This is a genomic window from Aminobacter sp. SR38, assembly GCF_014843375.1.
Classification (GTDB): domain Bacteria; phylum Pseudomonadota; class Alphaproteobacteria; order Rhizobiales; family Rhizobiaceae; genus Aminobacter; species Aminobacter ciceronei.
The window spans coordinates 2,478,647-2,504,929 of sequence record NZ_CP062112.1 but is presented as its reverse complement, the minus strand read 5'-3'; the positions used below and the strand labels follow the sequence as shown (position 1 = coordinate 2,504,929).

Below are 26,283 nucleotides of genomic sequence, written 5' to 3'. Positions count from 1 at the left end.
GACCATGTACCGTTACGACGAGTTCGACCATGATTTCGTGAAGGCCCGCGTCGCCGATTTCAGCGACCAGGTCGAGCGTCGCCTTGCCGGCGAGATCACCGAGGATCAGTTCCGGCCGCTGCGCCTGATGAACGGCGTCTATCTCCAGCTGCACGCCTACATGCTGCGCATCGCCGTACCTTACGGCACGCTGAGCTCAAAGCAGATGCGCATGCTCGGCCACATCGCCCGCAAATACGACAAGGGCTACGGCCACTTCACCACGCGCCAGAACATCCAGTTCAACTGGCCCGCACTGTCGGATATTCCTGCGATCCTCGCCGACCTCGCTTCGGTCGAGATGCACGCCATCCAGACCTCGGGCAATTGCATCCGCAATGTCACGGCCGATCACTTCGCTGGTGCTGCCGCCGACGAGGCTGCCGACCCGCGTCCCTATGCCGAGATCCTGCGGCAGTGGTCGTCGGTGCATCCGGAGTTCTCGTATCTGCCGCGCAAGTTCAAAATCGCGGTGACGGGTGCCGAGCGCGACCGCGCCGCCATCCAGACCCACGACATCGGCCTGCATCTGAAGAAGAACGACAAGGGCGAGCTTGGTTTTGCCGTCTATATCGGCGGTGGCCAGGGCCGCACGCCGATGGTCGCCAAGAAGATCCGCGACTTCCTGCCGGAAGAGCACCTGTTATCTTACACCACCGCGATCCTGCGCGTGTACAATTTGCACGGCCGCCGCGACAACAAGTACAAGGCGCGTATCAAGATCCTGGTCCATGAGACCGGCGTCGATGAGATCATCCGCCAGGTCGAGCACGAGTGGCAGGCGCTGAAGGACGGCGAACTCAGGCTGCCGGAAGCCGATGTCGCCGCGATCCAGTCCTATTTTGCGCCGCCGGCGCTGACGGCTCGGCCGGGAGGCGACGAGGCCGTCAAGCTGGCTCGGCTCGATTCCAGGAGTTTTGGCGACTGGGTCGACCAGAACGTCTTCACCCACCGCAATCCCGACTACGCCGCGGTGACGATCTCGCTCAAGGGCATCGGCGAAGTGCCGGGCGACGCCACCGACAGCCAGATGGAAGCGGTGGCCGACATCGCCGAAAAGTATGGCTTCGACGAAATCCGCGTCAGCCACGAGCAGAACCTGATCCTGCCGCACGTCGCTCGCGCCGACCTCAAGGCGGTCTTTGACGCGCTGGTGGCGATCGAGCTCGCGACGTCGAACTCCAACCTGATCAGCGACATCATCGCTTGCCCGGGCCTCGACTATTGCGCCCTGGCCAACGCCCGATCGATCCCGGTGGCTCAGGAAATCTCCAGGCGTTTTGCCTCGCTGGAACGCCAGCGCGACATCGGCGAGCTGAAGCTCAAGATCTCCGGCTGCATCAATGCCTGCGGCCACCACCATGTCGGCCATATCGGTATCCTCGGCGTCGAGAAGAAGGGCGCGGAACTCTACCAGGTGACGCTCGGCGGCTCGGCCGACGAGCACACCTCGGTCGGCGAGATCATCGGCCGCGGCTTCGGCCCGGAAGAGATCACCGACGCCATCGAGACGATCGTCGAGACCTATCTCGGCATCCGCCTCGACCGTTCGGAAAAGTTCCTCGACGCCTATCGCCGTGTCGGCCCAGCGCCGTTCAAGGAGGCGCTTTATGCTAGCGAAGCCAAGGCAGCCTGACGCCGGGACCGAAGCTCAGGTTCTGGCCGAGGCTGTGGCGCTCGACGCGCTCTACGGGCATCTGTCACCCGTCGAGGTCATCGCGCGCGCCGCCACCGAGCGCTTTGCCGGCGAGATTGCGGCCGTGTCGTCCTTCGGGGCGGATTCTGCTGTGCTGCTGCACATGATCGCCGAAGTCGACCGCAAGCTGCCGGTGATCTTTCTCGACACCGGCAAGCACTTCGGCGAGACGCTCGACTATCGCGATGCACTGGCCGCCGATTTTGGCCTGACCGACATTCGCATCATCACGCCCGACGAGGCAGCACTTGCCCGCATCGATCCGACCGGCAATCTGCACCAGACGAGCACCGACGCCTGCTGCGACGTGCGCAAGGTCGAGCCGATGGCGCGCGGCGTCGAGCCTTTCCGGGCCTGGTTCACCGGCCGCAAGCGCTTCCAGGCCGCCACGCGCGCGGCCCTGCCGGTGTTCGAGCAGGTTGGCCCGCGCTTCCGCATCAACCCGCTGGCGCGCTGGACCACTTCCGACCTCGCCGACTACATGCGCAAGCATGCGTTGCGCGAGAACCCGCTGGTCGCCTATGGTTACCTTTCGATCGGCTGCTTTCCCTGCACGCAGATCGTCAAACCGGGCGAGGACGCGCGCAGCGGACGCTGGGCCGGACAGGCCAAGACCGAGTGCGGCATCCATCTTTCGGGTCTCGAACAGTCGCTGACCGACGCATCACTTTAGGAATTCTTTTTCATGACCGAAGCGACACCGGCGCCGCGCCTCTGGACACCAGAAGGCTTCAGGGACGATGGCTGGACCCATGCCGAGGATGCGAGCGCGCTTTCCGGCAACAGCCGGGTGATCCTGCCGCTTCAGGCCTTTCTCGAGCTTTCGGCCGAACAGCGCGAAGCCGCGAAGGAACGTCTCGGCGTGTTGCTGCAGCCCGGCGACCAGCTCGAGGAGATCATCGACCATCTCGCCCACTTGTCGCTGGTGGCGCTTGCCTTTCCGGCCTTCAACGACGGCCGGTCCTTCTCCAAGGCCGAATTGCTGCGCAGCCGCCACGACTTCGAAGGTGTGGTGCGCGCCACCGGCCAGGTGCTGATCGATCAGTTGCCGCACATGTTGCGTGTCGGCTTCAACGAATTCGAGGTGTCGCACCCAGTGCTGTTGAAACGGCTCGAGGCCGGCCAGGTCGGCGGCTTGCCGCTCTACTACCAGCCGACCGCCAAGCCGGCGGCAACGCCTGGGGAAGGCGCGAAGTATTCCTGGCGCCGCAGCGCGACCTGAGCGCCGCAGAGCGACGGGAAAATGGCTGGAACCCTGGACTGAAGCGCGCAGCGCGCTAGCTTCTGCGGAGCATCTTGCGAAGCGGCTTGTCGTGCTCGGCGGCATCCAGCCTGTCGAGCAGGCGGCGCAGTTTCTTGGGCAGATGTTCGTCGGCCTGGAACGCCGGCAGCGCTTCCAGCACGCGCAGATTGCTTTCGGAGGCTAGCTCTCGCCTGATGTTCGTCGCCACCTTGGCTGCTGTCTTGCTGATGCGTGCGCTGGACATGATCGAGACCTGTTTTCGCTGGCAAAACTCCCGCCAGATGCAAATGGTTCCCACATTGCTTGCCCGCCGCAGACATGGTCGGCCCGGATGGTAAAACTTGAATTAACATTGAATGGCTGGTGCCGGCCGCACCGGCGATGAGGCGCCGAAAGGCGCGGCATCCGGTCCCGGCGGCCCTTGCCCCTTGATTTTTGGCACCCAAACCTCGATATCGGGCGCAACTTAGAACGTGTCCAAACAACGGGAAATGGCGATGAGCGATCAGGCAAAAGACGAACGCGTGCTCGACGAAGCCGCGACTGCCGAGGCCCAGGCCGACAAGATCGAAGGCAGCGTCGAAGGTGATTATGAAGCCCTCGTAAGGCTGCTGAAGGAAAACGAGGAGCTGAAGGACCGCGCCCTGCGCGCCGCGGCCGAGATGGAAAACCTGCGCCGCCGTACCGCGCGCGACGTGCAGGATGCCCGCGCCTATTCGGTCGCGAATTTCGCCCGCGACATGCTGTCGGTCTCGGACAACCTGCGCCGGGCGATCGAGGCCGTCACGGACGATGCCAAGACAGCTGGCGGTGCTGGGCTGGCCAGCCTGATCGAGGGCGTCGAGGTGACCGAGCGGTCGATGCTGTCGGCGCTGGAGCGTCACGGCGTGCGCAAGCTCGACCCTCTGGGTGAGAAGTTCGATCCGAACTTTCACCAGGCGATGTTCGAAGTGCCGAACCCCGACGTCGCCGCCAACACGGTCGTGCATGTCGCCCAGTCCGGCTACACCATCGGCGACCGCGTGCTGCGCCCGGCCATGGTCGGCGTTGCCAAGGGCGGCCCCAAGCATGTCGCCGATGCCCCGGCCGAACCTGGCCCGGTCAACGAGCAGGCCGAGAAAGACGCCTGAAAAGCGAATAGCGAATAGGGAGTAGCGAACAGGGAATTCATCGCTACAGTGACCCAAAGACAGGGGGGCTGCAATGTTCTTTCCCTACGCGCCATTCACCACTCCCTATTCGCTCCTTCCATGAACCCTCTGCTCTACCTCGACTATGCCGGCGTGGCGGTGTTTGCCGCCACAGGTGCGCTTGCCGCCTCGCGCAAGGAGCTCGACGTCATCGGTTTCCTGTTCCTGGCGAGCTTTACCGGCATCGGCGGCGGCACCGTTCGCGACGTCATCCTCGGCCTGCCGGTTTTCTGGGTGATCAATCCGGCCTATGTGCTGGTCTGTGCTTCGGTCGCGGTGCTGGTCTTCTTCACCGCCCATCTTGTCGAATCCCGTTACAAGCTGCTGCTCTGGCTCGATGCGCTCGGCATGGCCGCCTATGCCGCCATCGGCGCGGCCAAGGGGCTGGAGGCCACGGGGTCGCCGACCGTCGCCATCATCATGGGCATGCTGACAGCCACTTTCGGCGGCATCCTGCGTGATCTGCTTGCAGGCGAGCCGTCGGTGCTGCTGAAGCCCGAGATCTATGTTTCCGCGGCGATGACGGGCGCCGCCATCTACACGCTTGCCGAACTGGCGGAATTGCCGACTGAGTTGTCGACCGTCGTTGCCTTCGTCGCGGCCTTCATGGTGCGTGGCGGTGCGCTGAGGTTCGGCTGGACCTTTCCTGCCTATCGCAGCCGTCCCGGCCGCCGCCCCGAAGATATTCCCTGAGAAAGCTGGCTCTATACCTGTCCGCGGCGCCGGTTCTACTATGTGCCGACGAAGCAGAGGACAGGTCAGATGCAGCATCGCGTGGTGGTCGTGGGCGCCGGCTTCGGCGGGCTTGAGGTCGTCAAGGGGCTGGCAGGCGCAGCAGTCAGCATCACCTTCATCGACCGGCGCAACCATCACCTGTTCCAGCCTCTGCTCTACCAGGTAGCGACGGCTTCGCTGGCCACCTCCGAGATCGCCTGGCCGATCCGTTCGCTGGTCTGGAACAGGCCGGAGGTGACAACAATCCTGGCCAGCGTCACCGGCGTTGATGCCGAACGGCGCCACGTTCTGCTCGAAGGTGGCGAGACGGTACCCTATGACAGCCTGGTGCTGGCGACAGGGGCGCGGCACGCATATTTCGGTCACGACGAGTGGGAGCCCTTTGCGCTCGGCCTGAAGACGCTCGAGGACGCAACGACCATCCGCCGCCGCATCCTGGTGGCGTTCGAACGCGCCGAACGGGAGTCAGATCCGGAAAAGCAGGCGGCACTGCTGACCTTCGTCATTGTCGGTGCCGGCCCCACCGGGGTGGAAATGGCCGGAACGATCGCCGAACTGGCGCGGGACACGCTGCCGCGCGATTTCCGCAACATCGACACCGGCAAGGCGCGGGTGGTGCTGATCGAGGCCGGTCCGCGCGTCCTTGGCGGGTTCCCCGACGACCTTTCCGAATATGCGTTGCGCTCGCTGCGCAAGCTCGGCATCGAGGTCGAACTCGGTCGCGCCGTCTCCGACTGCAACGCCGACAGCGTCACCTATGGCGACACCAGGCTGGCGACGAAGACGATCATCTGGGCCGCCGGCGTGCGCGCGTCGCCGGCCGCCGAGTGGCTCGGCGCTCCGGCGGACCGGGCAGGCCGGCTCCAGGTCATGCCTGACCTGACGGTGCCCGGACACGCCGAGATCTTTGCCATCGGCGACACGGTGACGGTGAACGGGCCGGATGGGAGGCCTGCGCCCGGCATCGCTCCCGCCGCCAAGCAGCAGGGCCAGCACGTCGCCTCCAGCATCAAGGCGCGGCTGCGCGGCGACGCCGGGCCGCGGCCGTTCCGCTACCGCCACCAGGGTAGCCTGGCGCAGATCGGCAAGCGACGCGCGGTCATCGATTTCGGATGGATCAAGCTGAAAGGGGCGCTGGCGTGGTGGTTGTGGGGCATCGCCCATATCTACTTCCTCATCGGCTCGCGGGCGCGGCTGAGCGTCGCCATCAACTGGTTGTGGATTCACGCCCGCAACCAGCGCGGCGCCCGGCTGATCACCCAAGGCGAGGCGCAGATCGACGCGAGCGGCGTTGCCGCCGACGACGAGCTGGCAACCGCCGACGCGTTGCGCCGGCCCCCTGCGGCGGGCGCCATGCATGCGCCGCCCACGCCTCAATGACCGCCTTCGCCGGGGCGCCGCTGGCATGACCGGGCAGAACCAGCCGCGCCGCCTCATAGCTATCCTTGGCTATGTGGGCCTTGTCGTCGCACTGCCCATCGCCTTGTTCGGGCTGATGCCAGCGAACGAGTATACGGCTTGGGGCGGGGCCGGCATCGACTGCGACGGCCCTGGCCCGGTGCTGCTCTTCGGCATTCTCGGATTGGCGATCTATGGCGCGGGCGCGGTGCTCAACGGCAGGCATTTCAGAAAACCGTTGCGGCTGCTGGTCGCCGGGACCTGCATGCTGGTCTGCCTGGCGCTGATGGCCAACATCGCCGACGCTGTCAGGGAGCAGCGGGTCAACGATCTCGCTTCCGATACCTGCGGCTGATCAGATGCCTCGCGCGACCGGCGCCCTTAGCGGGCTTCGACGAAGGCCGCGAGGTTTTCAAGCGACGAGGCGATGCCCTCGCGATGGTCGTCCTCGCTGATGCCCCGGGGGCACGTTTTCGCAGCTGACGGTGACCCGTGTGCCGCCTTCGACCGGTTCCAGTGTCGTCACGATCCGCATGGTCCCGGCAAAGGACGGGTCGTCCGATTCGAATTCGACGAGCTCGATGACGCGGCGGCCAGGCATCAGTTCGGCAAACCGGCCCTCGAAGACATCGGCATTGTCGGTGGTCTTGCCGTGCCCATGCTCGTCTTCATAGATGAAGGCCATACGAAAGGTGCCGCCCTCGCGCGCGTCGAAGGCCAGGACTTCGCCGCGCATGCCCTGTGGCGGACGCCAGCTCGCCACGGCTTGCGGCTCGATCAGCGCCCGGTAGATGATGTCGGGCGCAGCCTTGATGAGGCGCGATCCCGTGTCCGTCCGTCCGTGTTCACCAGCGCCTGCCATCTGCGCCTTGTCCCTGTTCGTCAGCCGGCTGCTTGCCGCGCCTTGAGCAGGCTCTTCGGTGCCTGCCTCAACCAGGCGTGTTCGAGCCTTGTCCTCAGCTGATCGGCTGGAATGTCGTGGATGCGCACCAGGATTACAGGCCAGCCCTTGTAGTGTGCGGTCTCGAAATAGAGATGCGGATCGGCCTCCATCAACATCTCCTTTTCCTCGAGCGCGCACACCACCGCCACCGTGTCGGCATCCTTGACGCGGCAGAGGAATTTCTTGCGGACGTGAAGCGACGGCGTGCCGTAGGAGGTGCCTTCGACCACCTCAGCCAGTCCTTCGGCCGCAGCCAGCAGCTTGTCGAAGGCAGGCCGGAGGTCGTCGGTCATGGCACTAGGCGGCGAAGCGCTGGGTTTCGCCGCCGTAATAATTGATGTAGCGGGCGCCGATTTCCTTGACCGGCATGACGATGAAGACGTCGGTCGTGCCGAAGTCGTGGTCGATGACGCAGCCGTCGCCGATCTTGGCGCCAACGCGCAGATAACCCTTGATCAGCGGCGGCATCGCAGCGATCGCCGACTTGGCGTTGACTGCTTCGATCGGCATCAGGTCCATGGCGCAATAGCGTCCGGCAACTGCCCGCACGTCCCAGTCTGCGCTGGTGCGGCAGTGATGGGCGAGATAGGTCAGCGCCTCGGCATGCGCTGCCGGCACGGTGCCGTGGAACGACGCGCAACCGGTCATGACGTCGATGTCATAGCGGTTCAGATAGGCCCAGATGCCTTGCCACAGTGCCTCGATGGTGCGCTTGGAGCGGTACTCGGGCAGCACGCAGGAGCGGCCGAGCTCCAGGAAGCGCTGGCCGGGATGGCGGGCGATGAGCTTGTTCAGCTCGAATTCGTCGTCGGAGTAGAAGCCGCCCGCCTCCGTTGCGCGCTCCTGGCGCAGCAGGCGGTAGGTGCCGACGATTCGGCGATGCTCGGGGCCATTGATCGAGGTATCGAAGACCAGCAGGTGATCGCAAATGTCGTCGAACCGGTCGGCGTCGCGCCGCTCGATCGAGTGCAGCGCCTGCTTCCTGGCGCCGAGTTCGTCGAAGAACACGCGATAGCGCACTTCCTGGGCGGCGGCGATTTCCGCCTCGTCCCGGGCGAGGCGAACCTCGAGCGTCCCGATCCGTCCGAGCGGTGTCCCTGGCAGTAAAGGTTTGGAAGGCACTGTCACCTTGGCGCCGTTGGCTTTCTGAGTGTCACTGTCCGGCAAGGCTGTATGCACGGGTGATTCTCCTTCGAGCCATCCCTCCTGGCGCGGGGATACGGTGTCGGTGCTACAGGATTGTGACAGTATCGTGATCAACCTGTCGCGGCAAGTCTGGGCGGGCAAGCAACGTCGAGTAGCCGGCTAGGAAAATCACCGTGATTTAGTTCACGCAGCGGCCCGCTGCTCGACGAGATTGATCAGGACATCGGGGTCGAGCGGCTTGGTGACGAAGCCGCTGGCGCCATGGGCGAGCACCGCGTGGCGGGTTTTTTCCTGGCTGTCGGCGGACAGCACCATGATCGGCACGGCAGCCAGGCCATGCTGCTCCTCATGCCTGCGAATGGCCGAAATGGCGTCCAATCCGTCCATCACGGGCATATGCATGTCCATCAGCACGACGTCGTAGCGCCGCTTGCGGCTGGCGCCCGTCACCGCTTCGACGGCGGCCTTGCCGTTGTTGACGACGTCAACGCGATGGCCTGCTTTCACCAGCACGGCGCGGGCGAGCATGGCATTGATGTCGTTGTCCTCGGCGATCAGCACCGACAGGCCGCGAAGCTGCGAATGATTCGCGGGCTTGGCCGCAGCGCGACGGCTGGCAAGCTGCGGCTTGCCCGGTACCACGCCCTGATTCGCCAGAAGTATCCGCAGCAGCGTCTCGCCGCGAACCGGCCGGGCCAGGAAGGTGGCATAACCGCTGGCGCGCAGTTCGCCGAGCAGTCCGCGGTCGGTTGGCGCGATCAACGTGATCGCCTCGCTGGCGGAGAAGCCGGTTTCGCGCAATTGCTTGAGCAGACGGCCGTCATTGTCCTCGAGCGCGGCGTCGACCAGCAGCGCGTTGCAGCCTTCGGCGAATGCGGCGGCCTGTTCGGGCGTCACCGCAATGTCGGCGCGGCCGCCATGCGCGCGAATGGTTTCGGCCAGTGCTTCTGCCTCGGTGGTGTTTCTTGACAGGATGACGGCACATCGGCCGGCCAGCGCATCGGCATTGGTCTGGGGCGTATCGGTTGCGCCAAAAGCCGGCAGTTCGAAGGCGAATTGCGAGCCTTCGCCGGGTTGGCTGGTGACGGTGATCGTGCCGCCCATGGCGGTGACCAGCCGTCTGGAGATGGCGAGCCCGAGCCCGGCGCCCCCATGCGAGCGTGTCGAGGTGCCGTCGGCCTGCTCGAACTCCTCGAAGATGCGCTCGACGTCCTCGGGACGCAGGCCGGGGCCGGTATCGCTCACTGTGAAGCGGATCTTGCCGGGATGGTTGTCGCCGGTCCGCTTGACGCTGAGCCGGACGCCCCCAGCGTCGGTGAACTTGATGGCGTTACCGATCAGGTTGAGCAGCACCTGGCGGACGCGGCCAGGATCGGCCGAGATCATCTGCGGCACGTTGGACGCGACATGGCAGCCGAGCCCGATGCCCTTGGCGAATGCGCGCGACGCCAAAAGCTCAACGACACTGTCGGCGATCTCGCGCGGCGACATCGGCTGGGGCTCGGGATCGAAGCGGCCCGCCTCGATCTTGGAGTAGTCGAGCAGGTCCTCGATCAGCGCCAGAAGCGCGCTGGCCGAGGTCGAGACGGCGCCGACATAGGTGCGCTGCTCGGGCGACAGTTCGGTGTCGTGCAGAAGCTTGGCCATGCCCATGATACCGTTCATCGGCGTGCGGATCTCGTGGCTTACGGTTGCCAGGAAGCGCGACTTCGCCTGGCTGGCATATTCGGCGCGCTCGCGGGCGCCGATAAGGGCGGCTTCGGCGCGCTTGCGGGCGGTGATGTCGCGGGCGATGGCCCGGTGCGACACTGCGTTGCTGGCCTTGTCGCGCACCGAAAGCTCGATCCACGAGAACCAGCGCACGACGCCGTTGGAGCGGATGCCGACATCGGTAGAGCTCAGGCATTCGCCGTCTGAGAAGGCGGCGTCCGGCACCACGCCGACATCGACGCCGAGTTCGGCAAGCGTGCGGCCGGCGAGATCGCGCGGGTCCTGGCCGATGAGTCCGGCGAACACCTTGTTGGCATAGACGATGCGACCGTCGCGGTCGCGATGGACGACAAGATCGCCAAGCGCGTCGATGAGGCCGCGGAAGCGCTCTTCGCTTTCCTGCAGCTCCCACATCCGGTCGGCAAGGGTCTCGATCTCGGCCCGGTTGCGCGAAGCGTTCTCGGTGATCTCTTCCGCGGCCCGCGCGCGCTCGCCCAGGCTGCGCGACAACAGCACCATGCCGGCGAGGCCGATGGCAAACAGGCTGGCGCTGATGAAAACAGGCGCGCCGGTCAGATGCGCGAGGCCCGACAGCACCAGCACCGCGACGATGATCGCGAAATAGAGGCCGCGCGGCGGCTCCTTCGGCAAAGCGGGGGCAAGCGGTGGCGGCGTGATGATACGGCGGTGCGACTGGGCATCGGTGTCGGCGATGGCCGCACCTTGCGTCGTCTTTTCTCCCGTCGTGCCAGATTCCGTCATCATGGCGGAAGCCTAGCACCGAGAGCTTAGGGAAGATTTTGGCAGATAGATCGAATTTTAGCGGTCGTGCTTTTTAGCAATAGGACGGCCGGGAAATACTGCGATTACTGGACGTAGCTCTTGTAAACGTAGCCGCGCTTGCCGTTGAAAACGATTTCGCACCATTGGGTGCAGGAAACCAGTTCGACTGAGGTCTTGGCCGGAATGACGCCGAGCACCGCGCCGCCTTTTTGCGGTTTGGCGCGCATGTTGACCGAGCGCTTGATGACGGCAGCCTTGCCGCCCTCGCGGGCCTCGGCAGGCTTCGCCTCGGCGTCGATCGCCTTGACTGCTGCGGTTTCGGCCGGATCGGTCTTGGCGTTGGTGTCGGTCAGCGCGAGTGCCGCCGTCTCGGTCGGGTCCTTGGCGATAACCTTTTCGGCGCCGGGAATGGCCGGCATGGCTTCGAGCGGTTGGGTTGCGCCCGCCTTGACCACCTGCGCCCATCGCGGGTCGGCGGCCAATGGCATGTCGGAGGCTTCCTCGGCGGCAGCATCCGAAACGATGATCGAGCTGGCAGCGGAAGCGACGCGGCTCTTGCGGCCGGTTGGCTCGGCGATGATGGTGGTGATCTTTTCCTTGGATGGCTCGGTCTCGACCTGCCTGGCTTCCTGCACGGTGTCGGCCGAGTTCTGGCCCATATGAGGCACGATGAAGAGGGCGGAGACGGCGGTTACACTCATCAGGGCGGTCATTGCCAATACACCGCAAACCAGGCCGCGGTTCGGCGCGTTCTCGCGCCAGGAAGCCGGCTCGGCTTTCATAAACATCATCGCGGAGCGCGGCTGATTGGCTGCGCCCAACCCGAAGGGCATTTTCACTAGCAACTCTCCACTCAGGCCCCAAGTGCTCGGAATAGCGAGCTCCCCCACCTGTCGTTTTGACCCGCAAATCTACGCCGCGTAGCCGCCAGACAGTTCAGTCGGTACCTTTCGGCCCGTCCACCAAACGCACCATGATGAGCGATTGTGGCAGACCTTGGACCCGATTGCGACCTTAGTGAAAAAAATCTTAACCGCTTAGTCAAGTCTGTGGGTAAGCTGCGGATGACCTCACGGCTCTGTCACATATTGTATTGTGACTTGATCGACCTATTTGTCGGCCGCCTTGGGTTCGCTGCGGCTGCGCCGCCAGGCGATGAATTCATCCAGCACCACCAGCGCTGCGCCCACCGAAATGAACACATCCGCCAGGTTGAAGATGGCAAAAGACCACACCGGCGTGTGGAACAATATGTAGTCGATGACGTGGCCGTAGACGGTGCGGTCGATGAGGTTTCCCAGCGCGCCGCCGACGATCAGCGCAAAGCCGAAGCGCGAGATCACCTGCGCCGGCGTGGTCTTGATGGCGAGGAAGGTGACGAAGGCGACGACGACAGTCGTCAGCACGATCAGGCCGGTGTCGCCGACATTGGAGAACATCGAGAACGCGATGCCGGTGTTGTAGGTGCGATAGAGCGCCAGGAACGGCAGCAGGTCGACCTTGTCGTGCATGACGAGATTGGCCTCGACGAGCACCTTGATCCATTGGTCGAGTGCCACGGCAAGAGCTGCGACGATCCCGTAGACTGCGACTGGCTTCAACAGCGGCCTCCTTCAGCGCCGCGTACCCTCCTGGGCACGCATGTGACGCCGTAACAGTTTTATTTCGTGCCTGATCCTTTCCAAAAATCGAAACTGATTTTTTGGGGTCATGCACTAAAGCTTCAGCGCGCCGCGCCGGATTTCGAACAGCATGACGCCGGTAGCGACAGCCAGATTGAGCGAATCGGCGCGGCCCGCCTGCGGGATGCGCAGAAGCTTGTCGCAGGCATCGGCGAGATTGTCGGGCAGGCCCTGCTGCTCGTTGCCCATCATCAACAGGACCGGGCGGTTGCCAAAATCGACGGACCGGTAGTCTACGGCGCCCTTGAGATGCGTGCCGGCGACGGTGCCGGGGAAGTTCTTGCGCCATTCGAGGAAGGCATCCGGATGCGTCTTGGCAACAGGCACGGCGAAGATCGAGCCCATCGTCGCCCGCACGGTTTCGAGCGAGAAAGGGTCGGTGGTGTCGCCGACCAGGATGACGCCCTTGGCGCCAACCGCATCGACGGTGCGGATGACGGTGCCGAGATTGCCGGGATCGCGCACCCGGTCGAGCGCCACCCAGACGTCGCTGCCTTTCGGCCTGATGTCCTTGAGCGGCACGAAGCGCTGGCTGAACACGCCGACAACCGCTTGCGGATTGTCGCGGCGGGTGATCGCCGTCAGCACTTTTTCCGAGACTTCGAGCACGTCGCCGCCCAGAGCCACGGTGCGCGCGGCGATCTTTTCGACTGCCTGATTGCCGAGCGCCGACTTGGCGAAGATCAAAGTCTTGATCGTCCATCCGAGGTCGAGCGCGTCGATCACCAGCTTCAGGCCTTCGGCCAAAAAGGCGTTCTGCTGGTCGCGGAATTTCTTCAGCGAGAGCGCCTTGATGTCCTTGACCAGCGGGTTGGCCAGGCTGGTCACTTCCTTGACGCGGCCAGGGGCTCCGGTGCGGTGTTCGCTCATTTGGCCACCCAGCGTGAGAACAGCGATGTCGAAAGCGCCCGTCCTGCCGACTTCTCGCGGATGACGAGCTCGCCCGATTCGATGGTGCCGCCCATGCCGGCGAAGGTATCGCGCATCAGGGCATGGATGGCGAAGAACGAGGCGCGGATCGAATAGGCGGTAAGCACCACCGCCAGCGGCTTCGGCGTCAGGATCGAGCGGCAGATGTCGGTCATCGCCGGCAGGCTCTCGAACAGCTGCCACACCTCACCCTTGGGACCGCGGCCATAGGCCGGCGGATCGAACAGGATGATGTCGTAGCGGCTGCCGCGGCGCTCCTCGCGCTCGACGAACTTCATCGCATCCTCGCAGATCCAGCGGATCGGCTTGCTGGAAAGGCCTGCCATTTCCTGGTTCTCGCGGGCCCAGCCGATGGCCTTCTTCGAGGCGTCGACATGGGTCACTTCGGCGCCGGCACGCGCCGCGACCAGCGAGGCAAGGCCGGTGTAGCCGAACAAATTGAGCACCTTGACCGGGCGTTTGGCGTCGTCGATCAACCGGGCCATGTGGTCCCAGTGCGTCGCCTGTTCGGGAAAGACGCCGACATGGCGGAACGAGGTGAAACGGCCCTGGTAGGACAAGCCGTCATGACGCATCGGCCATGTTTCGCCGAGCGGCGCCTTCGGAAAGCGCCAGCGGCCCATGCCTTCTTCGTCAGTGTCGCCGGTGAAGACGGCGTCGGCGCGGTCCCAGTCCTTCGCCGGCAGCGCGCGCTGCCAGATCGCCTGTCCCTCTGGGCGGACGATGCGGTAGGGGCCGTATTGTTCGAGCTTCTGGCCGTCGCCGCTGTCGAGCAGCGCATAGTCATCGTTCGGCGCAACCTCGAGGATCAGCGGCAGGCGTTCGGCCGGCAGTGCGCCTTCGCGGCGGGCAAGCTTGCGCGGTTCCGATTTCGGCTCGGCCTGATGCTTTGGTTCTGCCTGATGATCCTGGCGCAGGGTTGCGCGTTGCTCCGGCTTGCGCTCTGGCTGCCGCTCGGTGCGGTCGCGCGTCTGTGCGGGAGCGGCACCGCCCTTGCGGGGCGGCTGCGGGCGGCTGTCGCGGCGTTTGTCGCGCGGATGCTTCAAGGAACGGCGTCTCCGGATGGTTGGCCGCTTTTGACACAGGCCACGGTACACCGCAACCGGACGGGCGGTCGCGGGCGTCTCGCAGCCGCCTTCCGGCGCCGCCGTCTCCGCTCTATCGTGCTGCCAAACCCGCCCGAGAATCATGTCGCGCTCCGAACGCCTGCTCGACCTCATCCAGATCCTGCGCCGCCACCGCCGGCCGGTGAGCGGCTTGACGCTTGCCGGCGAGCTGGACGTGTCGATCCGCACGCTCTACCGCGACATCGCTACCCTGCAGGGCCAGGGGGCGCCCATCGAGGGCGAACCGGGGCTGGGGTATGTGCTGAAGCCCGGCTTCATGCTGCCGCCGCTGATGTTCACCGACGAGGAGATCGAGGCGATCGTGCTCGGCTCGCGCTGGGTGGCGAAGCAGCCGGACACAAGGCTGTCTGCGGCCGCCGCCGATGCGCTCGCCAAGATCGCTGCCGTGCTGCCCGACGATTTGCGCGAGGAGCTTGACGCCACGGCCCTTCTGGTTGGCCCGAGTGCCGAGGCGACACGCGAGGGCGCTGATCTCGGCATCATCCGCAAGGCGATCCGCGCCGAGCGCAAGCTGGAGATGACCTATCAGGACGCTTCGGGCACCGGCTCGCGGCGCATCGTCTGGCCCTTTGCGCTCGGCTTCTTCGACAAGGTCCGCGTCATGGTGGCGTGGTGCGAGATGCGCCAGGATTTTCGCCACTTTCGCGCCGACCGCATTTCGGAACTCGCCGCGATCGACACTCGCTATCCGCGCCGCCGCGCCGCCATGCTGAAGGAATGGCGGGCGACGCTCGACACCACAAGGAAGCTTTGAACGCCACTGCCAGAATCTGACAGTGGCGCCGGCTAGGGTTCTCCGCATCCAACAAGGAGGTGACATGAAAGAGGTCGCCGCCGCTGAGAGAACGGATCACTGAGATGCAGGTGATGATAGAGGGACAGTCACACTTCCAGCCTTTCGGCTTATCCTATTGGGGTTTTGAAGATCTCAATAAGGGAGTTGGAAGCATGACTGCCTCTTATGAATACCACATCGGGGTCGACTACCACAAATCCTACAGCCACCTGGTTGTACAGGACAGCAGTGGCAAGACGCTGAGATCCGGCCGGGTGAAGAACGACCGCCAGTCGCTAGGCGGGTTTCTGGAGCGATATCGTGAGAATAGCCATGCGGTTGTCGAGGCGACCCGCAACTGGATGGTGATCTACGACTGGCTCGACGACATTTGTGATGATGTCGTTCTCGCCCATCCATTGAAGGTCAAGGCGATCGCTGACGCCAAGATCAAGACGGACAAGATCGATGCGACGGTGCTGGCGCATCTGCTGCGAGCCGACCTGGTGCCGGAGGCTTGGGCACCCGGCGAAAAGGCCCGAGAGCTGCGTGTCGCGCTACGCGAGCGAATGTTTTATGTGCGGCTGCGCACGATGACGAAGAACCGTATCGTCACGGTGTTTGATCGGTATCCGGAGCAGACGGCGCAGCTGAAGAAGCTGGGCGACCTGTTTGGCAAGGCCGGCCGCATTCAACTTGCGCAGGTCAAGGTCTCGGAGATCGACCGCATTCAGATCGACCGAGGTCTTGCCTTCATCGGCGACATCGATGTCAGGATCAAGCAATCGGAAGCGACGATCCGGGCGATGACCAAAGCCAATGCCAATGTGAAGCTGTTGAAGACGATCCCCGGCATCGGCGAGTTCTTTGCAAGACTGATCGACGCGGAGATCGACGACATATCGCGGTTTCGCAACCCGAAGAAGCTCGCCGCCTATGCCGGACTGGTGCCGTCGACCTATTCCTCCGGCGGCAAGACCTTCCACGGTAAGATCATCCGGCAAGGCAACAAGTGGCTGCGCTGGGCTTTCGTCGAAGCCGTTTCTCCTGCCATCGCCAGCGATCCGCAGCTTCGCGCCCAATACGAACATCTGAAGATCAGAGGAACAAACAAGGCGCGTGTGGCCATCGCGCGCAAGCTTTTGACGATCGCCTTCCAGATCCTGCGGGACCAGCGCGCCTACGAGCAGCGCGGCGAAAGCAACATGGAGAGCACGTCGACAATATCCCGGTTGTCCTGATCGCTGGCTAGCGAGCCCGGCAGGTCTGGGCTGCGCTCATAAAGGAGAATGGGAAACCGGGAGCCGAACGTCACTCTGTGACCGAAGCTAACGCATCAGGTCACGTATTGGAGATTGGTTCGAGAACCGAGGGGCGGGAAATCACCCATCCAGCGGAAGGAAGAGATTTAGCCGATCGGCAAAATCGCCGATCAAAACGAAACCGAACCCAAGAAAAGCCGCCAGTTGAAGGCGTGTTGTCCCTTGCGTTCTTTCATTGGAGAACAGCGATGCGCAGCCCCAACTTCATTATTCTTTACGTCGACAAGCCGGAAGCCAGCGGTGCCTTCTATGCCAAGCTGCTCGGCCGCCAGCCGGTGGAGACGTCACCGACCTTTGTCATGTTCGTGCTCGACAACGGTTTCAAGCTCGGCTTGTGGTCGCGCCGCACCGCTCAGCCGGCGGCGTCCGCAGCGGGTGGCGGAGCGGAACTGGTGCTTGCCGTGGAATCGCCCGGGGCGGTTGATGCGACCCATTCAGACTGGGCGGGCCGTGGACTCAACATCCTGCAGGCGCCAACCGACATGGATTTCGGCCGCACCTTCGTCGCGCTCGACCCTGACAATCATCGCTTGCGTGTCTACTGCCTCGACGAAGCGGCGGTGTAGCTATGGGCACGGGCAATTGGCTGGCCGTCGCCTCGGCCGAGCATGTGCGTATCGGCAGGGCCAGCGGCTTCATGCAAGTCTGCCATGGCAAGGCAGGCCCACTGCGGCGGATCGGTGCCGGAGACGGGGTGGTCTATTATTCGCCGGCGAACGTCATGGGCGGTAAGGACGGGCTGAAATCCTTCACCGCAATAGGTTGGGTGCGGGCGGGCGACGCCTATCGGTTCGACATGGGCGGCGGCTTCGCGCCTTCCCGCAAGGATGTTGATTGGGCGGCGGCACGGGAGGTACCCGTAGCGGCGCTTGCCGGCCAACTCGACTTCACCGCCATGCCCAATTGGGGTTACCAGCTGCGTTTCGGTCTCTGTCCGCTGTCCGCGCACGACTTCCGCCTGATTGCGGAAGCCATGGAGGTGGACGAAGTGGAGCTCAGGCCTTCGGCTTGAGCGACTCGTAAACGGCGATGCCGGCGGCAAGATCTTCCAGAGCGGCACCGACCGACTTGAACAGGGTGATCTCGTCCGCCGACTGGCGGGCGGGCTTCTGGTCGCGGGCGAGTTCATGAAGGTCGGCGACGATGGCGTCGGCCGTTAGCACGCCTGCTGCGATCGGCTGGACGATGTCGCCGGCTTCCTTGGTGGCGCCGGCGCGGGTGTCGACATAGACTCGCGCCTTGGCGATCGCGTCGTCATCGGCCTCACGCATGCCGGGCGTGAAACCGCCGACGAGATCGACATGGGCGCCGGGCTTGAGCCTGGCACCCTTGACCAGGGGCGTGGTCGAGATCGTGCCGGCGGTGATAATGTCGGCCCAGCCGAGTTCGGCATCGAGGTCGGAGACGGCAGTCGCCTCAAACCCCTCGTCGCGCAATGAGACAGCAAGCGTTTCGGCGTTGGCCGGCGTCCGGTTCCAGACGCGGATCTCTTTGATCGGCCGCACAGCTGCATGTGCCCGTGCCAGGAACCTGCACTGGGCGCCGGCACCGATGACCAGCAGCTTCGAGGCGCCCTCGCGCGCCAAGTAGGACGCGGCGAGTGCCGAAGCGCAGGCGGTGCGCCATTGGGTCAGGCGCGGGCCGTCCATCAGCGCCTGCGGCTCGCCGGTGATCCCATCGAGCAGCAAATAGAGCCCGACGACCGCCGGCTTGGCGATGTCGTTGTTGTCGGGCGAGACAGTGACGATCTTGACGCCGATATGCCCGTCGGCCCCTGCACCCGCGGCCTTGAAGTCAGTCCAGGCCGGCATCAGCAGCAGGGTCGAATCGGTGCCCTTGGCGCGCTCCACTGTGTGGTGATGACGCACGGGCTGCACCGCACCCTCGCGAAAGGCCGTGCGCAAAGTCTCGACCAATCCCGGAAAGGTCAAGGCGCGGTCGATGTCATCGGCCGAAAAGTGCAGCATGAAGTTCTCCCTGAAAGGTGGTCGCGCCCAAGCGGATCAGTTGGGGCGCGGCAGGGCCGGGCCCTGGGCAACCGGCGGCCGCTGGGCGGCTGCCTGGCGAAGGCTTTCGGCCTCGAGGCCGCGCTGGCGGGCAATCTTGCGATAGCGGCCCTGCTTGAACCAGGTCACGGCACCGCCGAGAATCACCCCGAGCGCCAGTGCAACGAACAGCAGCACGAACAACGGTGCCTGGATGGTCAAAGCCGGATTGCCCGGATTGAATGGGTCGAGCGTGAACGCAGTCGGTGCGCGATTGGCCACGGCAAGCGCGATCAGCACGATCGCCACCGGCACGAAGACAACGATGAGCATGAAGCGGTTGAACATGTATTTTCCCGTTTAAAGCCCCGCCGCCGCAGCCGCCTGGCGGTCTATTTGGCCGAGTTCAGCCGCTCGCGCAGCTCCTTGCCGGTCTTGAAGAAAGGCACCCACTTTTCCTCGACCTCGACGGATTCGCCGGTGCGCGGGTTGCGGCCGGTGCGGGCAGGGCGGTTCTTGACCGAAAAAGCGCCGAAACCGCGCAGCTCGACGCGGTTTCCGTCGGCAAGGGCATCGGTGATTTCGTCGAAAATGGCGCTGACGATGTTCTCGACATCCCGCAAGAACAGATGCGGATTGCGTGTGGCAATGATTTGCACCAGTTCAGACTTGATCATGTGCTCGGTCCCCGTCGAGATGGTGATGATTTTATTTGTTTTTCAGCCGCCTGAGACAGCTTTTTCAGCCTGCCAGAGCGACAGCATACCGTCAAGGAACAAGCGGTCGGCGCCGATTTCCTTGAGCAATTCCGACGAGACGTCGCCCATGCCGAGTGCGTGGCCAAGGGCCTGGGCAATCGAGTTTGGCAGGAGGAAGCTGCCGGTGCGGGCCGGCTTCCATTCGATGACCTCGAGCTTGGCGTCGACGCCCTTGGTGCCGAGCCAGGCGATCGCCTGGTCTTCGCCGCCGACCTCGTCGATAAGCTTGTTGGCGAGTGCCTGGCGTCCGGTCCATACCGAGCCGTCGGCAAGGGCGGTGGCCTCGGCCTTCGACATCGAGCGGCGTTCAGCGACGATACCGACGAACCAGTCGTAGCTGTCGAGGATCATGTTGCGCATCATGGCGCGCTCTTCGTCGGTCGTCGGGTTGAATGGATTGGGCTCCGCCTTCAGCGGCGACGACTTGATCTCCTCGAGCTTGACGCCAAGCTTGTCCATCAGCCCGGTCAGGTCGGGAAACTGCACAAGGACGCCGATCGAGCCGACGATGGACGATTTGCGCGCCACGATATGGTCCGATGCCGAGGCGATCATGTAGCCGGCGGATGCGGCAAGCGTGCCGACCTGGGCGACGACAGGCTTTTCTGCCGCGATCTTGCGCACGGCGTCGTAGATCGCCTCGCCGCCGGCGGTGGTGCCGCCGGGCGAATCGATCGACAGGATCACGCCCTTGACGGAGGCCGACTTGCGGACCTCGTCGAGGCGGCGCAGCAGGTCCTCGTCCTCGGTGATCGTGCCTTCGATGCGGATCTTGGCGATATGGCTGGCGCTCACGCCCGGAATGCGCTCGCCGGCCAGCCATGTCGACATGCCGACGACGGCGAAGGCTGCGATGAGAAACGCTACGACCCGCCAAAAGGTCAGCTTGCGTCGCAAGCGGCGTCGGTCGATCAGATCGTCGGCTTTCATGGACATGGCGTGCCTCGCATGCTGTGCAGGCTAGCGCTTTTAAAGCAACGCTTTGGCGAGAGCCACAGCTTTCCTGCCGCAGCTGACGTTGCGGGAGTTGGGATTTGTAAGCTAAATAGCCATATTGGGGTTTGCATCCAGGCAGCCGGACGCGGGGCAGCAGTGCGTTCGGTCGCAACTCTTTGACCTTATGGTCATATTTTCGTGGCTTTCATCCGCTTCACCGTGCCGGCCTGAAGGGCGGCTTGGACAGTTTGAAGAAGGACATTGCAGTTGGCGCGACCAATCGAGACGAGTGGCGGCGGAGGCGGCGTCGCGGCTGACACCGCAATTGCGCTTGCGACTTCGCGCGCCGATGCTTTCGACCTCGCAGCGCGTCATTCGCGCCGCGTCCGTTTCCTCAAGCGCGCTTTGCCGTTGGCGGCGCTTGCGCTGGCGGCACTGTTCGGCGGCTACACCTACCTTGCCGCGCCGCCGTCGCTGAAGGTCAAGGCGGAAGGTGCCGCCTTCTCCGAAGGCAAGCTGGTGATGGCCAAGCCCCAACTCAGCGGATTCACCCGCGACAACCTGCCTTATTCGATGACCGCCGACCGTGCCGTGCAGGATCCGGCCAACCAGGGCGTCGTCGAATTGCTCGGCATCGATGCCAAGCTGCCGATCTCGGCCGAGAACGTCGCCCAGGTCGATGCGGCGCGCGGCGTCTACGACCGCGAGGGCAATACGCTCAATCTGACCGAGCAAGTAATCGTAAAGACCAGCGACGGTATGGTCGCCAAGCTCAAATCGGCGTATCTCGACATGGGCAGTGGCGCGATGAAGTCTGACGAACCGGTTGAAATAAGCCTTGACGGTTCAAAGATCACGTCCGATTCGATGTCCATGCTCGAAAACGGCAAGGTTGTCGTGTTCGAGAAAAAGGTACGCGTGGACATCGATCCCGCGCGAATGAAGGCGGCGCAGAATGGCAGCGGAGGCGGGAGTGCGGCAAATTAGGTCTTGGCGGTCATTGGCCGCGTTAACATGCGCGGGCGTGATGCTGTGCACCGCCGGCGCTTTTGCGCAGGATAGCCAGAGCAGGCTTTCCGGTCTCAAGCTCTCGGGCGACCAGCCGATCCAGATCGAGAGCGACAAGCTCGAGGTCCGCGAATCGGAGAATCTCGCGATCTTCACCGGCAATGTCAGCGTCACCCAGGGCCCGACTGTCATGAAGTCGGGCAAGATGACCGTCTATTACGCCAAGGATGGCGGCTCGGCCGCCACCGGCTCGGCCAACATCGACAGGCTTGAAGTCGACGACAAGGTCTATGTGAAGTCCGACAAGCAGGTGGCCACCGGCGACCGCGGCACCTTCGACATGAAGACCGAGGTGCTGGTGATGTCCGGCAAGGAAGTCGTGCTGTCCGAAGGCGATAACGTGCTGGTCGGCTGCAAGCTCACCGTGCAGATGAAGACCGGGCTTGCCCAGGTCGACGGCTGCAACAAGGGCACCAAGGGCAATGGTCGCGTCATGATGTCGATCACACCGGGGTCGCAGAAGAAATAAATGACTGAGGCATCCTCGCTGTTGTCGCGTCTGAAGCCTGGCTCGGCGCAAAAACTTGCCGCGCCCGCGACAACAGGCAGTGCCAAGAACGGCAAGTTCAAGGGCACGCTGATCGCCAAGGGGCTGACCAAGGCCTACAAGGGCCGGCAGGTGGTCTCGGGCGTGACGCTCGGCGTCCGCGCCGGCGAGGCCGTCGGCCTGCTCGGCCCCAACGGTGCCGGCAAGACGACCTGCTTCTACATGGTTACGGGGCTCGTTCCCGTCGACCAGGGCACGATCGAGATCGACGGCTTCGACGTCACGGCCATGCCGATGTACCGCCGTGCCCGTCTCGGCATCGGCTACCTGCCGCAGGAAGCCTCGATCTTCCGTGGCCTGTCGGTCGAAAACAACATCCGCGCCATTCTCGAAGTGGTGGAGAAGAGCCGCAAGGAACGCGAGAAGTCACTCGATGCACTGCTCGAGGAGTTCCACATCAGCCATCTCCGGAAGTCGCCGGCGATCGCCTTGTCGGGCGGCGAGCGCCGCCGCCTCGAGATCGCGCGCGCCTTGGCGAGCCGGCCCAACTACATGCTGCTCGACGAGCCTTTCGCCGGTATCGACCCGATCGCCGTCGCCGACATCCAGCAGCTCGTCCGACACCTGACCAAGCGCGGCATCGGCGTTCTGATCACCGACCACAACGTCCGCGAGACGCTGGGCCTGATCGACCGTGCCTACATCATCCATGCCGGCGAGGTGCTGACCCATGGCCGCGCCGACGAGGTCGTCGCCAATCCCGACGTCCGCCGTCTCTATCTCGGCGAGGGCTTCACCCTCTAGGGCTGGCTGCCGGCGCGCAACGTGCCGGCGAAATGCGCAGCCTTCATTCACCATTGCCGGGCAATGTGCCGGCAATCGCGATAGCGAATCCCCAATCTGCTTGACATGCAAAAGCCGGGCCAGTTTTATCGCGGCTGGCGAGCGCGCCGGTTTTCGGCTGCGCAGGATCGGGATCGGACCACTTCGAGCAATGGCGCTGTCGGCGAAACTACAGCTACGGCAGTCCCAATCGCTGGTGATGACGCCACAGCTGATGCAGTCGATCAGGCTGCTGCAGTTCACCCATACCGAGCTTGAACGTTTCATCGACGACGAGATCGAGCGCAATCCGCTGCTCGAACGGGCAGAAGTGCCTGACGACGCGCCGGCTGACCAGTTCCCCAAGATCGAGACCCAGGGCGAGGCCAGCGCGGCCGGCGAGGACTGGTTCGAAGGCGAGGCCGGCTGGAGTTCCGAGGCCATCTCCGAAAAACTCGACACCTCGCTTGAAAACCTGTTCCCCGATGACCCCGGTGCCGTCGAGCGCATGGGACCCGACCTTGCCATGCAATGGAAGTCGGCGTCTTCCGGCTCCGGTTCGGGCGGCGGCTCCGAAGGTTTCGACATGGAGGACATGGCGGCGGCCGCCGTCACCTTGCGCGACCACGTCGGTGAGCAGATATCCTTCGCCTTCACCGACCCGGTAGAGCGGCTCGTTGCCTCCGAATTGAGCGACTGGCTCGACGAAGCGGGCTATTTCCGCGGCGAAGCCGACGAGATCGCGGCGCGCTTCGGTGTCGACGAGGCCTTCGTGCTGAGGGTCCTTGCCGATTGCCAGGCTTTCGATCCTGCCGGCTTGTTTGCCTGCGACCTGGCAGAATGCCTGCGCATCCAGCTCATCCGCCGCGACCGGCTCGATCCGGCGATGGCAGCATTGATCGACAATCTCGACCTTCTCGCAAAACGCGACTTCCAGAGCCTGAAGCGCATCTGCGGCGTCGACGAGGAGGATCTGCTCGCCATGCTGGCTGAGATCCGCGCGCTCGATCCCAGGCCCGGCGGAGCCTTTGTCGGCGGCTCAGCCGATACCATCGTGCCCGATGTCGAGGTGCGCCAGGCCGCCGACGGCAGCTGGGCGGTGGAGCTCAATCCTGACACCCTGCCACGCGTGCTGGTCGACCAGGTGTATTTCGCCCAGGTCACCGGTCGCACCAAGGACGCGGCTGAACGCAACTTCCTCAGCGAGTGCCTGCAGAACGCCAACTGGCTGACCCGTAGCCTCGACCAGCGCGCCAAGACCATTCTCAAGGTCGCCTCGGAGATCGTGCGCCAGCAGGATGCCTTCCTGGTCCACGGCGTGCGCCATCTCAGGCCGCTCAACCTGCGCACCGTGGCCGATGCCATCGGCATGCACGAATCGACCGTCAGCCGAGTCACAGCCAACAAGTACATGCTGACGACGCGTGGCGTGTTCGAGCTGCGCTACTTCTTCACCGCCTCGATCGCCTCGGCGGAAGGTGGCGACGCGCATTCGTCGGAGGCGGTACGCGACCGTATTCGCCAGATGATCGAGGAAGAGCAGGCCTCCGACGTGCTGTCCGACGATGCCATTGTGGATATCCTCAGGAAAAGTGGCGTCGACATCGCCCGCCGTACGGTCGCCAAGTACCGGGAAGGCATGAACATCGCCTCGTCGGTGCAGCGCAGGCGTGAAAAACGCGCGATGGCAGGTGCCGCCGGCTAGGCCGAAAGGCGCGGAATTCAGGCCTCTCCCGCGCTTGATTGACAATCCTTAATGAAGTGTCTAGAAGCCCGCCCGCATGAAGAGGGCTCAGCCCACCAAGGAAAGATGCGGCACAGGATGGCTTGTGACACGAGCCTGCGGCTGCCGGCGGGTGGCCCAAGATCAGCCGACAAGTTCGGACTTAAAATTGGTGTGACAGGCGAGCCAACGCTTGTTTGCATCTGCCACGGGTATAAACTCGGACCGGTTTGAAGTCTGAACAGAAAAGGTCAGTTTTCAGATGAGCCTGCGCATATCAGGAAAACACATGGACGTCGGCGATGCGTTTCGTACGCGCATTGAGGGACGTATCGGCGAAGCGATCGGCAAGTATTTCGATCGCGGCTTCTCCGGGCACGTCAACGTCGTGAAGGCCGGCTCGCGCTACACCGCCGATTGTGTGGTACGGCTCGATTCGGGCATGTCGTTGCAAGCGACCGGTGACGCACAGGAACCGACTGCCGCGTTCGACGCGGCGGCCGACAAGCTCGAGACTCGCCTGAGGCGTTACAAGCGCCGGCTGAAGTCGCACAATCTGGGCGCCGGCAACGGTGAATTGACCGATGTCGCCTATTCGGTGGTCGCAGCGCTCGTCGATGACGACGAGGATGTGCCCGAAGATTTCGCGCCCGCCATCGTTGCCGAGTCGACGATGGTTCTGAAGACGATGTCGGTTGCATCGGCCGTCATCGAACTCGACACCAAGGATAGCCCTGTTGTGGTCTTCCGCAATGCCGGCAATGAGCACCTCAACATCGTCTACCGCCGGTCTGATGGAAACATCGGCTGGATAGATCCCTCGACCGCAAAGGTCGCCCAGGGATAGTAGCCGCCACCGCATGTGGGGTTTTGGGGCAATGCGGCGGTGAGCACAGCAAGGGAATTTCAGCATGGATCTGAGTGATCTGATCGAGGCTCCGGCAATCATGCCGGCCTTGAAGGCGAATTCGAAGAAGCAGCTTCTGCAACTTCTCGCCGAAAGGGCCGCATCGATTTCCGGTATCCCCGAGCGGGAGGTGTTCGACACCATCCTTCAGCGCGAGCGTCTTGGCTCGACGGGTGTCGGCAATGGCATCGCCATCCCGCATGGAAAGCTCGCAGGCGTAAAGCGCATCACCGGCGTTTTTGCGCGTCTGGAAACGCCCGTCGATTTCGAGGCGCTGGACGACCAGCCGGTCGATCTGGTCTTCCTGCTGCTGGCCCCCGAAGGGGCGGGAGCCGACCATCTTAAGGCGCTGTCGCGCATTGCACGCGTGCTGCGCGACGCCGATACGGTCGCCAAGATACGCGGCACGCGTGATGCGTCGGCGATCCACGCGCTGCTGTCGGAAACGCCGGCTTCGCACGCCGCCTGATTTCGATGTTTCGGAAAAGCTTGGGAAGGGCCGCATCTTGCGGCCCTTTGCCGTTTCGCCATCCTGTCGCCGGCCGAAAGCGCGGGCTACAGGTTAGTGGATGGCTACGGTCGTCAGGTCGTTTTCCATCGCACCCGCAAGCGCGCGGTCACGGGCATCGGACAACAGGATCGGTTCGCCGGTCGCGGCAAACAGCGCCCACAACTCGAGGCCGGGATCGATCTCGGTCAGGCCTGGGAAACGGCCGCGCAGATCGTCGCTGGATACCTTCCTGAGATAGGCGACGGAGCCTTCGCCGAGATGGGCGAGCTCGCCCGTGGTCATCGTGTGTCTCTGGGCAGTATTGGGCATTGTAGCCTCCTTCTAGCCAGGATGCCGTATTGGCCATCCCGCATGAGAGCCATCGGCA

31 protein-coding genes are annotated in these 26,283 nt (G+C 63.9%); 17 read left to right on the top strand and 14 right to left on the bottom strand.

Going from position 1 to position 26,283, the window contains the following annotated elements; translation table 11 throughout:
- The first annotated feature begins 4 nt into the window (after nucleotides 1–4).
- The 3 genes from IG197_RS12330 to IG197_RS12320 are packed head-to-tail and all read left to right on the top strand — an operon-like array spanning nucleotide 5 to nucleotide 2,957.
- Nucleotides 5–1,675 carry a nitrite/sulfite reductase gene (locus IG197_RS12330; protein ID WP_192319113.1) on the top strand — a complete coding sequence of 557 codons (1,671 nt, stop codon included), beginning with the start codon at nucleotides 5–7 and terminating at the stop codon, nucleotides 1,673–1,675.
- Complete coding sequence (locus IG197_RS12325) at nucleotides 1,650–2,408, top strand: phosphoadenylyl-sulfate reductase (protein WP_192319110.1); 759 nt, start codon at nucleotides 1,650–1,652, stop codon at nucleotides 2,406–2,408. Before IG197_RS12330 ends, IG197_RS12325 begins: the two co-directional genes overlap by 26 nt.
- Nucleotides 2,409–2,420: 12 nt before the next feature.
- The gene (locus tag IG197_RS12320; protein ID WP_067954902.1) at nucleotides 2,421–2,957 is read left to right on the top strand and encodes a DUF934 domain-containing protein; all 537 of its coding nucleotides are present in this window, start codon (nucleotides 2,421–2,423) and stop codon (nucleotides 2,955–2,957) included.
- Nucleotides 2,958–3,012: 55 nt separating this feature from the next.
- Here IG197_RS12320 and IG197_RS12315 read toward each other — a convergent pair whose 3' ends face one another.
- On the bottom strand, nucleotides 3,013–3,222 hold the full coding sequence (locus tag IG197_RS12315) for a hypothetical protein (RefSeq protein ID WP_154384561.1): 210 nt from the start codon (nucleotides 3,220–3,222) through the stop codon (nucleotides 3,013–3,015).
- Nucleotides 3,223–3,475: 253 nt separating this feature from the next.
- Here IG197_RS12315 and grpE point away from each other — a divergent pair, with 253 nt between their 5' ends.
- The 4 genes from grpE (at nucleotide 3,476) to IG197_RS12295 (ending at nucleotide 6,656) form a co-directional block, all read left to right on the top strand.
- A complete protein-coding gene (grpE, locus tag IG197_RS12310) occupies nucleotides 3,476–4,108 on the top strand; it encodes a nucleotide exchange factor GrpE (protein ID WP_067965778.1) in 633 nt (210 codons plus the stop codon).
- A 120-nt stretch (nucleotides 4,109–4,228) separates the two neighbouring features.
- Nucleotides 4,229–4,861 (top strand): trimeric intracellular cation channel family protein, encoded by a 633-nt coding sequence (locus tag IG197_RS12305; RefSeq protein WP_192319107.1) that lies wholly within the window; start codon nucleotides 4,229–4,231, stop codon nucleotides 4,859–4,861.
- 69 nt (nucleotides 4,862–4,930) lie between these two features.
- Nucleotides 4,931–6,283, top strand: coding sequence for an NAD(P)/FAD-dependent oxidoreductase (locus tag IG197_RS12300; protein WP_192319106.1), 1,353 nt, complete (start codon nucleotides 4,931–4,933; stop codon nucleotides 6,281–6,283).
- A gap of 25 nt (nucleotides 6,284–6,308) precedes the next feature.
- A complete protein-coding gene (locus tag IG197_RS12295) occupies nucleotides 6,309–6,656 on the top strand; it encodes a hypothetical protein (RefSeq protein ID WP_192319104.1) in 348 nt (115 codons plus the stop codon).
- Nucleotides 6,657–6,713: 57 nt separating this feature from the next.
- On the opposite strand, the gene IG197_RS12290 is transcribed toward IG197_RS12295, so the two are convergent.
- From IG197_RS12290 to IG197_RS12255, 8 genes are all read right to left on the bottom strand, one after another.
- Complete coding sequence (locus tag IG197_RS12290) at nucleotides 6,714–7,163, bottom strand: SRPBCC domain-containing protein (protein ID WP_246765366.1); 450 nt, start codon at nucleotides 7,161–7,163, stop codon at nucleotides 6,714–6,716.
- Nucleotides 7,164–7,183: 20 nt separating this feature from the next.
- The gene (locus IG197_RS12285) at nucleotides 7,184–7,537 is read right to left on the bottom strand and encodes an MmcQ/YjbR family DNA-binding protein (RefSeq protein ID WP_192319101.1); all 354 of its coding nucleotides are present in this window, start codon (nucleotides 7,535–7,537) and stop codon (nucleotides 7,184–7,186) included.
- Nucleotides 7,538–7,541: 4 nt separating this feature from the next.
- Nucleotides 7,542–8,372: a GNAT family N-acetyltransferase gene (locus tag IG197_RS12280; protein ID WP_246765387.1), complete on the bottom strand. Its 831-nt coding sequence runs from the start codon at nucleotides 8,370–8,372 to the stop codon at nucleotides 7,542–7,544.
- A gap of 201 nt (nucleotides 8,373–8,573) precedes the next feature.
- Nucleotides 8,574–10,865 carry an ATP-binding protein gene (locus IG197_RS12275; protein ID WP_192319097.1) on the bottom strand — a complete coding sequence of 764 codons (2,292 nt, stop codon included), beginning with the start codon at nucleotides 10,863–10,865 and terminating at the stop codon, nucleotides 8,574–8,576.
- A gap of 101 nt (nucleotides 10,866–10,966) precedes the next feature.
- Nucleotides 10,967–11,665: an SH3 domain-containing protein gene (locus IG197_RS12270; protein ID WP_192319094.1), complete on the bottom strand. Its 699-nt coding sequence runs from the start codon at nucleotides 11,663–11,665 to the stop codon at nucleotides 10,967–10,969.
- A gap of 327 nt (nucleotides 11,666–11,992) precedes the next feature.
- On the bottom strand, nucleotides 11,993–12,484 hold the full coding sequence (lspA, locus tag IG197_RS12265; protein WP_067954885.1) for a signal peptidase II: 492 nt from the start codon (nucleotides 12,482–12,484) through the stop codon (nucleotides 11,993–11,995).
- A 114-nt stretch (nucleotides 12,485–12,598) separates the two neighbouring features.
- Entirely contained in the window at nucleotides 12,599–13,435 is an 837-nt protein-coding gene (locus IG197_RS12260) for an RNA methyltransferase (protein ID WP_192319092.1), read from the bottom strand.
- Nucleotides 13,432–14,541: a class I SAM-dependent rRNA methyltransferase gene (locus IG197_RS12255; RefSeq protein ID WP_192319089.1), complete on the bottom strand. Its 1,110-nt coding sequence runs from the start codon at nucleotides 14,539–14,541 to the stop codon at nucleotides 13,432–13,434. The genes IG197_RS12260 and IG197_RS12255 overlap by 4 nt, the downstream gene beginning before the upstream one ends.
- Nucleotides 14,542–14,683: 142 nt before the next feature.
- Between IG197_RS12255 and IG197_RS12250 the strand changes: the two genes are divergently transcribed.
- The 4 genes from IG197_RS12250 (at nucleotide 14,684) to IG197_RS12235 (ending at nucleotide 17,731) form a co-directional block, all read left to right on the top strand.
- The gene (locus IG197_RS12250) at nucleotides 14,684–15,376 is read left to right on the top strand and encodes a YafY family protein (protein WP_067954880.1); all 693 of its coding nucleotides are present in this window, start codon (nucleotides 14,684–14,686) and stop codon (nucleotides 15,374–15,376) included.
- A 194-nt stretch (nucleotides 15,377–15,570) separates the two neighbouring features.
- Nucleotides 15,571–16,638 carry an IS110 family transposase gene (locus IG197_RS12245; protein ID WP_031303603.1) on the top strand — a complete coding sequence of 356 codons (1,068 nt, stop codon included), beginning with the start codon at nucleotides 15,571–15,573 and terminating at the stop codon, nucleotides 16,636–16,638.
- A 269-nt stretch (nucleotides 16,639–16,907) separates the two neighbouring features.
- Nucleotides 16,908–17,285 carry a VOC family protein gene (locus tag IG197_RS12240; RefSeq protein WP_067954878.1) on the top strand — a complete coding sequence of 126 codons (378 nt, stop codon included), beginning with the start codon at nucleotides 16,908–16,910 and terminating at the stop codon, nucleotides 17,283–17,285.
- Between the two features lie 2 nt (nucleotides 17,286–17,287).
- Nucleotides 17,288–17,731 (top strand): EVE domain-containing protein, encoded by a 444-nt coding sequence (locus tag IG197_RS12235; RefSeq protein ID WP_192319087.1) that lies wholly within the window; start codon nucleotides 17,288–17,290, stop codon nucleotides 17,729–17,731.
- Here the strand turns inward: IG197_RS12235 and IG197_RS12230 are convergent.
- Genes IG197_RS12230 through sppA form a run of 4 tightly spaced genes read right to left on the bottom strand, consistent with a single transcriptional unit; the run spans nucleotide 17,715 to nucleotide 20,398 of the window.
- Nucleotides 17,715–18,686 carry an ornithine cyclodeaminase family protein gene (locus tag IG197_RS12230; RefSeq protein WP_192319084.1) on the bottom strand — a complete coding sequence of 324 codons (972 nt, stop codon included), beginning with the start codon at nucleotides 18,684–18,686 and terminating at the stop codon, nucleotides 17,715–17,717. The genes IG197_RS12235 and IG197_RS12230 overlap by 17 nt on opposite strands.
- 36 nt (nucleotides 18,687–18,722) lie before the next feature.
- Nucleotides 18,723–19,052 carry a LapA family protein gene (locus IG197_RS12225; protein WP_192319082.1) on the bottom strand — a complete coding sequence of 110 codons (330 nt, stop codon included), beginning with the start codon at nucleotides 19,050–19,052 and terminating at the stop codon, nucleotides 18,723–18,725.
- Nucleotides 19,053–19,096: 44 nt separating this feature from the next.
- A complete protein-coding gene (locus IG197_RS12220; RefSeq protein ID WP_055981346.1) occupies nucleotides 19,097–19,381 on the bottom strand; it encodes an integration host factor subunit beta in 285 nt (94 codons plus the stop codon).
- 42 nt (nucleotides 19,382–19,423) lie between these two features.
- Nucleotides 19,424–20,398: a signal peptide peptidase SppA gene (gene sppA, locus IG197_RS12215; protein WP_192319079.1), complete on the bottom strand. Its 975-nt coding sequence runs from the start codon at nucleotides 20,396–20,398 to the stop codon at nucleotides 19,424–19,426.
- A 267-nt stretch (nucleotides 20,399–20,665) separates the two neighbouring features.
- On the opposite strand from sppA, the gene lptC reads away from it, so the two are divergent.
- The 6 genes from lptC (at nucleotide 20,666) to ptsN (ending at nucleotide 25,874) form a co-directional block, all read left to right on the top strand.
- A complete protein-coding gene (lptC, locus tag IG197_RS12210) occupies nucleotides 20,666–21,385 on the top strand; it encodes an LPS export ABC transporter periplasmic protein LptC (protein WP_067954867.1) in 720 nt (239 codons plus the stop codon).
- A 40-nt stretch (nucleotides 21,386–21,425) separates the two neighbouring features.
- A complete protein-coding gene (locus IG197_RS12205; protein ID WP_172582912.1) occupies nucleotides 21,426–21,935 on the top strand; it encodes an LptA/OstA family protein in 510 nt (169 codons plus the stop codon).
- Nucleotides 21,936–22,757 carry an LPS export ABC transporter ATP-binding protein gene (gene lptB, locus IG197_RS12200; RefSeq protein WP_192319076.1) on the top strand — a complete coding sequence of 274 codons (822 nt, stop codon included), beginning with the start codon at nucleotides 21,936–21,938 and terminating at the stop codon, nucleotides 22,755–22,757.
- A gap of 190 nt (nucleotides 22,758–22,947) precedes the next feature.
- Nucleotides 22,948–24,480 (top strand): RNA polymerase factor sigma-54, encoded by a 1,533-nt coding sequence (gene rpoN / locus IG197_RS12195; RefSeq protein WP_192319074.1) that lies wholly within the window; start codon nucleotides 22,948–22,950, stop codon nucleotides 24,478–24,480.
- Nucleotides 24,481–24,760: 280 nt separating this feature from the next.
- Complete coding sequence (gene hpf, locus IG197_RS12190) at nucleotides 24,761–25,345, top strand: ribosome hibernation-promoting factor, HPF/YfiA family (protein ID WP_067954861.1); 585 nt, start codon at nucleotides 24,761–24,763, stop codon at nucleotides 25,343–25,345.
- A gap of 64 nt (nucleotides 25,346–25,409) precedes the next feature.
- Nucleotides 25,410–25,874 carry a PTS IIA-like nitrogen regulatory protein PtsN gene (gene ptsN, locus IG197_RS12185; protein WP_115729605.1) on the top strand — a complete coding sequence of 155 codons (465 nt, stop codon included), beginning with the start codon at nucleotides 25,410–25,412 and terminating at the stop codon, nucleotides 25,872–25,874.
- A 93-nt stretch (nucleotides 25,875–25,967) separates the two neighbouring features.
- On the opposite strand, the gene IG197_RS12180 is transcribed toward ptsN, so the two are convergent.
- A complete protein-coding gene (locus IG197_RS12180; RefSeq protein WP_067954857.1) occupies nucleotides 25,968–26,225 on the bottom strand; it encodes a DUF1150 family protein in 258 nt (85 codons plus the stop codon).
- Nucleotides 26,226–26,283: the final 58 nt, after the last annotated feature.

Excerpts from the sequence above, each read along its gene's own strand:
- IG197_RS12330 (WP_192319113.1), top strand. The coding sequence starts at position 5 with ATGTACCGTTACGACGAGTTCGACCATGATTTCGTGAAGGCCCGCGTC.
- IG197_RS12325 (WP_192319110.1), top strand. The coding sequence starts at position 1,650 with ATGCTAGCGAAGCCAAGGCAGCCTGACGCCGGGACCGAAGCTCAGGTT.
- IG197_RS12320 (WP_067954902.1), top strand. The coding sequence starts at position 2,421 with ATGACCGAAGCGACACCGGCGCCGCGCCTCTGGACACCAGAAGGCTTC.
- IG197_RS12315 (WP_154384561.1), bottom strand. The coding sequence starts at position 3,222 with ATGTCCAGCGCACGCATCAGCAAGACAGCAGCCAAGGTGGCGACGAAC.
- grpE (WP_067965778.1), top strand. The coding sequence starts at position 3,476 with ATGAGCGATCAGGCAAAAGACGAACGCGTGCTCGACGAAGCCGCGACT.
- IG197_RS12305 (WP_192319107.1), top strand. The coding sequence starts at position 4,229 with ATGAACCCTCTGCTCTACCTCGACTATGCCGGCGTGGCGGTGTTTGCC.
- IG197_RS12300 (WP_192319106.1), top strand. The coding sequence starts at position 4,931 with ATGCAGCATCGCGTGGTGGTCGTGGGCGCCGGCTTCGGCGGGCTTGAG.
- IG197_RS12295 (WP_192319104.1), top strand. The coding sequence starts at position 6,309 with ATGACCGGGCAGAACCAGCCGCGCCGCCTCATAGCTATCCTTGGCTAT.
- IG197_RS12290 (WP_246765366.1), bottom strand. The coding sequence starts at position 7,163 with ATGGCAGGCGCTGGTGAACACGGACGGACGGACACGGGATCGCGCCTC.
- IG197_RS12285 (WP_192319101.1), bottom strand. The coding sequence starts at position 7,537 with ATGACCGACGACCTCCGGCCTGCCTTCGACAAGCTGCTGGCTGCGGCC.
- IG197_RS12275 (WP_192319097.1), bottom strand. The coding sequence starts at position 10,865 with ATGATGACGGAATCTGGCACGACGGGAGAAAAGACGACGCAAGGTGCG.
- IG197_RS12270 (WP_192319094.1), bottom strand. The coding sequence starts at position 11,665 with ATGAAAGCCGAGCCGGCTTCCTGGCGCGAGAACGCGCCGAACCGCGGC.
- IG197_RS12260 (WP_192319092.1), bottom strand. The coding sequence starts at position 13,435 with ATGAGCGAACACCGCACCGGAGCCCCTGGCCGCGTCAAGGAAGTGACC.
- IG197_RS12250 (WP_067954880.1), top strand. The coding sequence starts at position 14,684 with ATGTCGCGCTCCGAACGCCTGCTCGACCTCATCCAGATCCTGCGCCGC.
- IG197_RS12245 (WP_031303603.1), top strand. The coding sequence starts at position 15,571 with ATGACTGCCTCTTATGAATACCACATCGGGGTCGACTACCACAAATCC.
- IG197_RS12240 (WP_067954878.1), top strand. The coding sequence starts at position 16,908 with ATGCGCAGCCCCAACTTCATTATTCTTTACGTCGACAAGCCGGAAGCC.
- IG197_RS12235 (WP_192319087.1), top strand. The coding sequence starts at position 17,288 with ATGGGCACGGGCAATTGGCTGGCCGTCGCCTCGGCCGAGCATGTGCGT.
- IG197_RS12230 (WP_192319084.1), bottom strand. The coding sequence starts at position 18,686 with ATGCTGCACTTTTCGGCCGATGACATCGACCGCGCCTTGACCTTTCCG.
- IG197_RS12225 (WP_192319082.1), bottom strand. The coding sequence starts at position 19,052 with ATGTTCAACCGCTTCATGCTCATCGTTGTCTTCGTGCCGGTGGCGATC.
- IG197_RS12220 (WP_055981346.1), bottom strand. The coding sequence starts at position 19,381 with ATGATCAAGTCTGAACTGGTGCAAATCATTGCCACACGCAATCCGCAT.
- sppA (WP_192319079.1), bottom strand. The coding sequence starts at position 20,398 with ATGTCCATGAAAGCCGACGATCTGATCGACCGACGCCGCTTGCGACGC.
- IG197_RS12205 (WP_172582912.1), top strand. The coding sequence starts at position 21,426 with ATGCTGTGCACCGCCGGCGCTTTTGCGCAGGATAGCCAGAGCAGGCTT.
- lptB (WP_192319076.1), top strand. The coding sequence starts at position 21,936 with ATGACTGAGGCATCCTCGCTGTTGTCGCGTCTGAAGCCTGGCTCGGCG.
- rpoN (WP_192319074.1), top strand. The coding sequence starts at position 22,948 with ATGGCGCTGTCGGCGAAACTACAGCTACGGCAGTCCCAATCGCTGGTG.
- hpf (WP_067954861.1), top strand. The coding sequence starts at position 24,761 with ATGAGCCTGCGCATATCAGGAAAACACATGGACGTCGGCGATGCGTTT.
- ptsN (WP_115729605.1), top strand. The coding sequence starts at position 25,410 with ATGGATCTGAGTGATCTGATCGAGGCTCCGGCAATCATGCCGGCCTTG.
- IG197_RS12180 (WP_067954857.1), bottom strand. The coding sequence starts at position 26,225 with ATGCCCAATACTGCCCAGAGACACACGATGACCACGGGCGAGCTCGCC.